The organism is Streptomyces humi, assembly GCF_001005085.2.
GTDB classification, from domain to species: domain Bacteria; phylum Actinomycetota; class Actinomycetes; order Streptomycetales; family Streptomycetaceae; genus Streptomyces; species Streptomyces humi.
This window is the reverse complement of record NZ_LBMU02000128.1, coordinates 1-9023: the sequence shown is the minus strand read 5'-3', so window position 1 is coordinate 9023 and position 9023 is coordinate 1. Positions and strand designations below refer to the sequence as shown.

The 9023-nt window shown below is 74.0% G+C and carries 10 protein-coding genes; 3 read left to right on the top strand and 7 right to left on the bottom strand.

Going from position 1 to position 9023, the window contains the following annotated elements; all coding sequences use genetic code 11:
* Positions 1–172 precede the first annotated feature (172 nt).
* On the bottom strand, positions 173–1324 hold the full coding sequence (locus tag AAW13_RS41795; protein WP_206306374.1) for an ROK family transcriptional regulator: 1152 nt from the start codon (positions 1322–1324) through the stop codon (positions 173–175).
* 48 nt (positions 1325–1372) lie between these two features.
* Between AAW13_RS41795 and AAW13_RS41790 the strand changes: the two genes are divergently transcribed.
* Both AAW13_RS41790 and AAW13_RS41785 read left to right on the top strand, forming a co-directional pair.
* A complete protein-coding gene (locus AAW13_RS41790; protein ID WP_079179185.1) occupies positions 1373–2449 on the top strand; it encodes a Gfo/Idh/MocA family protein in 1077 nt (358 codons plus the stop codon).
* Positions 2449–2949, top strand: a complete 501-nt coding sequence (locus AAW13_RS41785) for a heme-degrading domain-containing protein (protein ID WP_046730586.1) — start codon at positions 2449–2451, stop codon at positions 2947–2949. The genes AAW13_RS41790 and AAW13_RS41785 overlap by 1 nt, the downstream gene beginning before the upstream one ends.
* A 96-nt stretch (positions 2950–3045) precedes the next feature.
* Here the strand turns inward: AAW13_RS41785 and AAW13_RS41780 are convergent, their stop codons facing one another.
* The 4 genes from AAW13_RS41780 to AAW13_RS41765 form a co-directional block, all read right to left on the bottom strand.
* The gene (locus AAW13_RS41780) at positions 3046–3903 is read right to left on the bottom strand and encodes a fumarylacetoacetate hydrolase family protein (RefSeq protein WP_046730596.1); all 858 of its coding nucleotides are present in this window, start codon (positions 3901–3903) and stop codon (positions 3046–3048) included.
* 148 nt (positions 3904–4051) lie between these two features.
* Positions 4052–4471 (bottom strand): hypothetical protein, encoded by a 420-nt coding sequence (locus AAW13_RS46250; RefSeq protein ID WP_052768597.1) that lies wholly within the window; start codon positions 4469–4471, stop codon positions 4052–4054.
* A gap of 97 nt (positions 4472–4568) precedes the next feature.
* Positions 4569–4889 (bottom strand): DUF6412 domain-containing protein, encoded by a 321-nt coding sequence (locus AAW13_RS41770; RefSeq protein WP_046730585.1) that lies wholly within the window; start codon positions 4887–4889, stop codon positions 4569–4571.
* Between the two features lie 57 nt (positions 4890–4946).
* Entirely contained in the window at positions 4947–5474 is a 528-nt protein-coding gene (locus AAW13_RS41765) for a winged helix-turn-helix transcriptional regulator (protein WP_046730584.1), read from the bottom strand.
* 68 nt (positions 5475–5542) lie between these two features.
* Here AAW13_RS41765 and AAW13_RS41760 point away from each other — a divergent pair, with 68 nt between their 5' ends.
* On the top strand, positions 5543–6955 hold the full coding sequence (locus AAW13_RS41760) for an MFS transporter (RefSeq protein ID WP_046730583.1): 1413 nt from the start codon (positions 5543–5545) through the stop codon (positions 6953–6955).
* Positions 6956–7215: 260 nt separating this feature from the next.
* Here AAW13_RS41760 and AAW13_RS41755 read toward each other — a convergent pair whose 3' ends face one another.
* Both AAW13_RS41755 and AAW13_RS41750 read right to left on the bottom strand, forming a co-directional pair.
* Complete coding sequence (locus AAW13_RS41755) at positions 7216–7821, bottom strand: hypothetical protein (RefSeq protein WP_143145100.1); 606 nt, start codon at positions 7819–7821, stop codon at positions 7216–7218.
* 315 nt (positions 7822–8136) lie between these two features.
* Positions 8137–8907 (bottom strand): class E sortase, encoded by a 771-nt coding sequence (locus tag AAW13_RS41750; RefSeq protein WP_046730580.1) that lies wholly within the window; start codon positions 8905–8907, stop codon positions 8137–8139.
* Positions 8908–9023: the final 116 nt, after the last annotated feature.

Sequence of the window (9023 nt, the reverse complement as noted above, 5' to 3'; positions counted from 1 at the left end):
GCCCCCATCCGATCCGCGGCCCCGGCCAGCCCTCCGGCCGCCTCCCGGCCGGTCCCTGTCGCCCCCGACCACCACCCGACGCCCCCCGGTCACCACCCGACGCCCCCGACCACCACCCGACGCCCCCCGGTCGCCGCCCGTCGGTCCTCCGGTCGGCTGAGCGGTCGTGTCGTCAGCCGTTCGCTCGGCCGAAGAGGGGGGCCAGGAGTAGTTGGGCCGCGCCTTCCGCGACCGTGCGGTCGCCGCCGGGGACGAGGCGGACGGGGACGGTGGTGCCGAGGGCGCCCTCGCGCCGGGCGCGTTCGTCGAGGACGGCGGCGACCCCGCGTACGAAGATCTCCGGCGCGGCGGCGATCGTACGGCCGCCGAGCAGCACCTGGTCGATGTCGAGCAGCCCCGCCAGGTTCGCGGCCCCCGCGCCCAGCACCCGTGCCGCCTCGGCCGGTTCCGCCCGGTCCACCGCCGCCAGGCACAGCGCCTCGACGCAGCCCCGGTTGCCGCAGTGGCACGGCGGCCCGTCCAGCTGGATGACCTGGTGCCCGAACTCCCCCGCCCCGGTGCGCGGCCCCCGGTGCACGCTGTCGCCGATCACCAGGCCGGCGCCGAGGCCGGTACCGAGGTGCAGGTAGGCGAAGGAACCGCCCTCGCCGCCGACGGCGAGCCCGAGGGCGGCCGCGTTGGTGTCCTTGTCGACGACGACCGGTACCCCCAGCCGCTCGGCGAGCGCGTCCCGCAGCGGAAAGCCGTCCCACTCGGGGAACCCGGTGACCCGGTGCAGCACCCCGTGGTCGTGGTCGAGCGGACCGGGCGCGGCGACCCCGACCCCGAGCAGGGCGTCGCCCCCGTCCGCGATCAGCTCCCCGGCCGTCTCCGCGAGCGCCCCCACCACGGCCGTCGCGCCCGCTCCCAGGTCCAGTTCCGCGCGCCGCTCCGCCACCACCCTCCCGTCGAGGTCGACCAGCACCGCCCGCAGCTCGTCCCGGTCGAGGTGCACCCCCACCGCGTGCCCGGCCTCCGGCACCAGCCGCAGCACGGTGGCCCGCTTGCCCCCGGTGGACGCGCGCCGCCCGGCCTCCGCCGCGAGGCCCTCCTCGCGCAGCCGGGCGGTGATCTTGCTGACGGCCTGGGGGGTGAGTCCGGTGCGCTCGGCCAGTTCGAGCCGGCTGATGCCCTCGCTCCCGGCGGTCCGCAGCAGGTCCAGCACCAGCGCGGTGTTGTGGCTGCGCACGACGAGCAGGTTCGCCCCGGCCTGGCCCGGCCCGCCCCTCGTACGGCTCCGCGGGTCACTTCCCGCGCCGCTCCTCGTCCTGTTCACGCCACCCATTGTCCCCGCCACTTGCACTTTGGCAACAGCGTTGCGAAAGTGGGGGGCATGACAGCTGCCACTCCCCTGCGCGTCGGCCTCATCGGCTACGGCCTCGCCGGATCCGTCTTCCACGCCCCGCTGATCGCCGCCACCGAGGGCCTCGCCCTGGACACGGTGGTCACCTCGAACCCCGAGCGGCAGGCGCAGGCGAAGGCCGAGTTCACCGGCGTCCGGACGGTCGCCACCCCGGACGACCTGTTCGACCGGGCCGACGGCCTCGACCTGATCGTCATCGCGTCCCCGAACAGGACCCATGTCCCGCTGGCGACGACCGCCCTCAAGGCGGGCCTGCCGGTCGTGGTGGACAAGCCGGTCGCCGGCACCGCCGCCGAGGCCCGCGAGCTGGCCGCCCTCGCCGAGGAGCGCGGCCTGCTGCTCTCGGTCTTCCAGAACCGCCGCTGGGACAACGACTTCCTGACCCTGCGCAAGCTGCTGGCCGACGGCGAACTGGGCGAGGCATGGCGCTTCGAGTCCCGCTTCGAGCGCTGGCGTCCGCAGCCCAAGGGCGGCTGGCGCGAGTCCGGCGACCCGGCAGAGATCGGAGGTCTCCTCTACGACCTCGGCAGCCATGTCGTCGACCAGGCCCTGACCCTCTTCGGCCCGGCGACCGAGGTGTACGCCGAGTCGGTCGTGCGCCGGGACGGCGCCGAGACCGACGACGACACGTTCATCGCGCTCACCCACGCGAACGGCGTCCGCTCCCACCTCTACGTCTCCGCGACGGCGGCCCAGCTCGGCCCGCGCTTCCGGGTGCTCGGCTCGAAGGCGGGTTACGTCAAGTACGGCCTGGACCCGCAGGAGGCGGCGCTGCGCGAGGGCGACCGGCCGGGCACCGCGGACGGCTGGGGCGTCGAGCCGGAGTCCCTGTACGGCCGGGTCGGCGCCGGGGAGTCCCCGCTGACCGGCGGTGGCCGGGCCGTCCCGACCCTGCCCGGCGACTACCCCGCGTACTACGCGGCCGTGGCCCGGGCCCTGCGGGGCGAGGGCGCCAACCCGGTGACCGCGCTGGAGGCGGCGGACACCCTGGACGTACTGGAAGCAGCCCGCCGTTCGGCGGTCGAGAAAGTGACGGTGACCCTCTGATGCACCACCCGCAGATCACCCCGCGGTCCACTCCCGAACTCACCCCGTCGGTGGAGGAGTTGGAGAAGCAGGAACAGCGCCTGGTCTTCCGGCAGTTCACCAACGACGACGCGTGGGCCCTGGGCTCCCTGCTGGTGGAGCTGGCCCGGGAGCGTCAGGCCCCCGTGGCCGTCGACATCCACCGCGCGGGCCAGCAGCTCTTCCACGCGGCCCTGCCCGGCTCCACCCCCGACAACGACGCCTGGATCGCGCGCAAGCGCCGGGTGGTGGAGCGCTACGGCGCGGCCTCCTACCTGGTGGGGGCCCGTTTCCGCGCCAAGGGCACGACCTTCGAGGAGTCCTCCCGTCTGGACCCCGACGAGTACGCGGCCCACGGCGGTTCCTTCCCGATCACCGTCGAGAACGTCGGCGTGGTCGGCTCGGTGACCGTCTCGGGCCTCCCCCAGCTCCAGGACCACCGCTTCGTGGTGGAGGCCCTGGAGGCGTACTTGAAGCTTTGACGCCGCCAACCGGAGCGCGCCCCTTGGGGGCGCGGGGAACTGCGCGAACAACCACGGACTACCCGCACCCGCCCGCGCAGAGCACTCCCCCGCCCCTCAGGCGTCCTTGAACTCCTGCCGCTGACGCCCAAGCCCCCCGATCTCCAGCTCCACCACATCCCCGGCCCGCAGGAACGGCTTCGGCTCGGGCGCGCCCAGCGCGACCCCCGCCGGAGTCCCGGTGTTGATGACGTCACCCGGGTACAGCACCATGAACCGGCTGACGTACCGCACCACTTCGGCGACCGAGAAGATCTGCTCGGCGGTCGTCCCGTCCTGCTTCAGCTCCCCGTTCACCCAGAGCTTCAGCGACAGTCCCTGCGGGTCCCCGAGCTCGTCGGCGGTCACCAGCCACGGCCCCAGCGGGTTGAACGTCTCGCAGTTCTTCCCCTTGTCCCAGGTGCCGCCCCGCTCGATCTGGAACTCCCGCTCGGAGACGTCGTGCGCGACCGCGTACCCGGCGACGTACGCCAGCGGGTCCTCATCGTCGGACAGGTAGCGGGCCGTGCGCCCGATGACGACCGCGAGTTCGACCTCCCAGTCGGTCTTCACCGACCCGCGCGGCACCAGCACGGTGTCGTTCGGCCCGACGACCGTGTCCGCGGCCTTGAAGAAGACGACCGGCTCGGCCGGCGGCTCGGCGCCGGTCTCGCGGGCGTGGTCGTGGTAGTTGAGGCCGATGCAGACGACCTTGCCGATCCGCCCCAGCGGTGGTCCGATCCGCAGCCCGGTCGCGTCGAGCGCGGGCAGTTCCCCGGCGTCGGCGGCGGCCCTGACCCGGGCGAGGGCGGCGTCGTCGGCGAGCAGCGCCCCGTCGATGTCGTCCACGACACCGGACAGGTCCCGCAGGACCCCCTCGGCGTCGAGCAGCGCGGGCCGCTCCGCCCCCGTCGTACCGACTCGCAGCAGCTTCATGGTCGTCACCATCTCCCTTGATAGCGTGCGCCCGCCCGATGGGTGCAGCCATCGGAGGACTGGTCGATCCTCCAAGATGGGCGTGCAGCGGGCAAGAGCCTGTTCACGTACTGGACCGTAGCCGTACGGTCCCGGGCCGCGCCGTTCCTCACCGGTACAGCACCGCGCGCTCCCCGCGCTCCAGGCCGTACTGGTCACCACGTACAGCGCGGCCGCCAGCGGCACCACGGCGACGGTGAACAGCGTCACGTACGACAGGTACGGCGCGACCTTGGTGGACCGCGCCCAGCCCCGGCACCCGCTCGCCCGCCACGCCGCTCACCGCCGTCTCCGCCTCTTCCGCCGTCTCCGCCTCTTCCGCCGTCTCCGCCGCCGTTCGCCTGGCGCGGAGGAAGTTGAAGGTGGCGACGGCGGCGACGAGGACGAACAGCCCCAGGCAGACCAGGCTGCCGGAGCTTCCGAGCCCGGCACCGAGGAGGTCGACCCCCCTTCCGCCGAGGGGAGCCCCCAGCAAGAGCGGCTGGAGCAGGTCGGCGAGCTGCTCGACCAGGCCGGCGAAGACGGACATGGGTGGGAGCCCTCCAAGGGGTCTCGCCGTGCCGTGATGAAGAGGTGGGACGGCATGACGACCCGCGCGAGGGCACCCGGAACGGGTTCCGGATGCCTTACGCGGTGGTCGCCCGGAGGGCGTGCCCGGGTGCTCGTGGCCTGGTGCGGCCCTTCGCGTCCGGATCGCACTGGGCGACGAAGGCGGTGCGCCGGGCGCGGTCGCGTATCGCCGTACGGACCCGGGTGAGCGGGACGGCGGGGGCGGACCGCGCGGCGAGCAGGCAGCTGACGGCGAGGGCCGAACCGACGGCGGCGGTCGCGGCGAGCGCGACGGTGGTGAAGAGGCTGCCCGAGTCGAGCAGCAGGAGGTCGAACAGCAGCAGCAGGAGAAGGGCGACGGGACGCGACGACAGGACCTGACGGCCGTGCACACGCATCTCCGAACCCCCCTCCCACGCAATGACGTTGTACCGCTCGTACCGCTCGTACCGCCGTTATGCCGGATCTGTCTCCAACGGCTCCAGGAGCCGCTTCGGCTTGAGGAGCGCCCGGCTGACCGGGTCGGCCGGGTCGGGGTCGAGTCCCGGCCCCGGCGTGATGAGAACGTCCGCGACGGGTACGACGGTTCCGCAGGCGGGACATTCGCCGTACGGGCCGAGTTCGGTCCCGCACTCGGCGTGCCGGAAGTAGCGCAGCCGGCGGTCCATGAGGTGCTCGCGTCCCCAGAGGGCGAGGGCGCGCAGGGTGGGCCAGAGCGCGATCCCCCGGTCGGTGACGACGTACTCGTCGCGGGGCGGCGACTCCTGGTACCGGCGCTTCTCCAGGATCCCCTCCTCGGTGAGCGTCTTCAGGCGGGCCGACAGGACGGCGCGCGGGATGCCGAGGTGGACGAGGAAGTCGTTGTAGCGCCGGACGCCGTAGAGCGCGTCGCGGACGACGAGCAGGGTCCAGCGCTCGCCGACGACCTCCAGCGCGCGGGCGATCGAGCACTCCTGCGTCGCGTAGTCCTTGCCCAGTGCCATGCGGACCACCTTAGTCAACTTCCCCGTCCAAGGTTCAGTGAACGAACCGATGGTGTTACGGTACCGCCATGACTAGGTTCAATGAAAGAACCCTCAAGCCCGGGGGCGCCGTGGGCGCACCGCCCGGCACGGACCCTGCCCCGCCCCCGAGCGCCCGTGCCACCCTGGCCCTCACCAGCGCCGCGACCGCCGTGGCCCTGATGACGTACACCGCCCCCGTGGTCACGCTCCGCGAAACGGCTGCCGCCCTGCACACCCCGCTGTCCGCGCAGGCCTGGCTGCTGAACGGGACCCCGCTCGGCCTCGCCGCCCTCCTCCTGGTGGCGGGCAGCCTGGCCGACGACTACGGCCGCCGCCGTGTCTTCGTCGCCGGCACCCTGGCCCTCGGCCTGACCACGGCCCTCGGCGGCCTCACCACCTCCACCTGGGCGTTCACCCTGGCGCGGGTGGCGCAGGGCGCGGCGAGCGCGGCGATCCTGGCGAGCAGTCTGGGCCTGCTGGTGGCCGCGTTCCCGACCCCGCGCGGCCGGCTGCACGCGACGGGCGTGTGGGGCGCGTTCGTGAGCGGCGGCATCGCGCTCGGCCCGCTGGTGGCGGGGGCGATGCCGAACTGGCGGGTGGCGTACGCCGTGCTGGGCGCGGCGGCCCTGCTGGTGGCGGCCCTCTCCGTCCGCTCGCCGGCGGAGTCCCGGTCCCCGCGCGGCGGCCGTCCGGACATCGCCGGGGCGCTGGCCTTCGGGCTGGCGCTGGTGTCCCTGGTCGCGGCCCTGACGCTGGGCCGGGACGGCTGGCTGCGGCCCGAGGTCGGCCTGCTGCTGGCGGCGACGGTGGTCCTGCTGGCGCTGTTCACCGTGATCGAGCGCCGGTTCGCGCCGACCCCGATGATCGACCTGGCCCTCTTCCGGACCCCGCGCTTCCTGTCCTCCTCCCTCGCCGGTCTCGTCACGGGTCTGACGGTGATCGGCCTGTTCAGCTTCCTGCCGGCGCTGCTCCAGCAGACGCTGGGCATGTCCGCCATGGACACGGCGTGGCTGTTCCTGCTCTGGTCCGGCCTGTCCTTCGCGGTGGCGTTGCAGGCGAAGCGGCTGGCCGGCCGGGTCGCCCCACGCCGGCAGCTGGCCGCCGGTTTCCTGCTGCACGCGGGCGGCGCGCTGGCGATGCTGGGCGCGCTGGACGCCGGTTCCTGGCCCCGTCTCCTGCCCGGTCTGGTGCTCGGCGGGGCGGGCAGCGGCCTCCTCAACGCGGCGCTGCCCCTGCTGGCCGTGGAGTCGGTCCCGGCCGCCCGCGCCGCGATGGGCTCGGGCGCCCAGCAGACGTTCCGCTACATCGGCTCCTGCGCGGGCGTGGCCCTGACGATCGCCATCGCCACGTCCACCGGGGGCGGCCTGGCCCACGGCGCGGACGTGGCGATGGTGGTGTCGGCGGGTGTGGCGGCGCTGGGGGCGGCGGGTGTGATCGCGCTACGGGAGCGGGCGCGCTAGCCGAAGGTGGGCACACCAGCAGCCGGAGGTGGGCACACCAGCAGCCGGAGCTGCGGCCCACCCGGCGCGACCTGGGCCGCCGGCTCCTGACCGGCCGCGCCCTCTGCCTCCGGCCCGTGACCGGCCCCGACCTCCGGCTTCGGCCCGTGACCGGCCGCGCCCTCCAGCGCCGGCCCGTAACCGGCCGCGCCCTCCAGCGCCGGCCCGTGACCGGCCGCGCCCTCCGCCGCCGGTTTCCGGCCGCCGTCTGTTCCTGTCCGTCACCGGGTCTGGGCCGCCGGGCGGAACGCGGGTACGTCGGACTGCGCGGCGGGAGCGGAACCGGGCGCGGGCTGCCGCATGCTCGCGAACCCCGTGGGCGAGGCCTGCTCGAACCCCGACCAGACGTTGCCGCCACGCCACTGGGAGCCGTCCCAGACCAGGGCCCTGGCCTGCGCTCCGTAGAAGCCCGCCCCGCACGAAGCCCAGCCGCCCCAGTCGAGCACCTGCTCCGGTCCCCACGCACCCCACCGGTTCACGCCCGTGGCGCCGAACTTCCAGGCGCTGGTACGGCAGGTCGCCCAGGCGGATCCGTTCCACCGGAAGACGGTCACTCGGGTGGCGGCCCAGCCGTCGGGCGAGTTCAGCCCCGTGCCGCACCCCTGAGTGAACGCATAGGTCTCCGAGTAGGCGAGGTTGCCGGACAGCACGCCGGGTTTCCTGTGGTCGATGCCCGCGTCTCCCTGGACGCAGAGGCCGGAGGCGTTGTAGACGGTGACTCTCCGGGCCCAGGTGTACGCGCTCGCGGGCTGGGTCCACAGCGCTGCCGTCAGCAACGCGACGAACAGGCACAGCGTGGCTTTCAGGGACAGGCGGGACATGGGCATGATCCCTCCGGTTCTCGGGTCGCCACCATGTCCTCTGCACGCATGTCCTGAAGGACCCCCCACATGGTCCTGCGACCCTGGGCGAGGCAGTGGGCCGGCCGGTACCCCCCGTGGCCCCCACCGGACGGTTCCGCGACTGCGGAGGTGAGCACTCCGAGGTCGTGGACCACGGGCTCACCGGACCTTCTCACGGTAGGCGATGCGGTCGTCCGTCGCCTGTCGGGACCACGAGCCGCCGACCGGGCCTCGGCGCCGTCCCACCCGACGCCCTCCCCCGGCGCCCGTCGGGCCGCTATGGCGGCGGGAGTTGAGGGGTCACCCGCTCCCCGCCCGCGGCCGCGTCGACACCAGTCTCCCCCACACCACCATCCGGTACCGCGAGGTGAACTCGGGCGTGCAGGTGGTGAGGGTGATGTAGTAGCCCGGCTCCTTGTACCCGTACGACGGCTTCACGATCGAGCGCGGTACGGGCCTGATGACCCCCGAGTCCCGGGACGAGGTCTGCGGCAGGATCTGGTCGACGACGTACGTGTAGGTCGCCGCCCTCGTCTCGACCTCGACGGTGTCCTTCCGCCGGAGCCGGGGGAGGTACCGGAACGGCTCCCCGTGTGTGTTCCGGTGCCCGGCGACCGCGAAGTTCCCCGCCTGGCCCGGCTGTTGGGTGCCGGGGTAGTGGCCTACGTACCCGTGGTTGAGCACGTTCGGTTTGCTGACGCCCTCGGCGACGGGCACGCGCAGACCGAGCCGCGGGACGACGAGCACGGCGTAGGCCTGGGAGGCGACGACCCGGGTGGTGTACGACGACTGCCGCCGCCCGGCGCCACCGCCGGTACCGCTGCCGGTGCCGGTGCCGGCGGACGACGCGGAACCGGTCGTACCGGAGCCGTCCTTCGCCCCGTCGCCCGCGCCCCCGGAACCCCCCGCGCTCCCCCACTCCCGTTCCAGCGCCTCCACCTTCCGCTCGGCTCCCCGCTTCGCCTCCCGGTTGGTCCACCACAGCTGGTGCACGACCAGCAACATGAGCACCACGCCGACGGTGACGAGGAGTTCGCCCCCGCTCCACAACACCCGCCGCCCCACCGGCATCCGCCCCACCGCCGCCGCCCGCCCCACCGGCCTGCGTCCCGCACGCCGTCGCCGCGCCCGCCACCGCCGGTCACCGTGCTCCACGACCCGCCGCCACCGCCGGTCACCACGCCCCA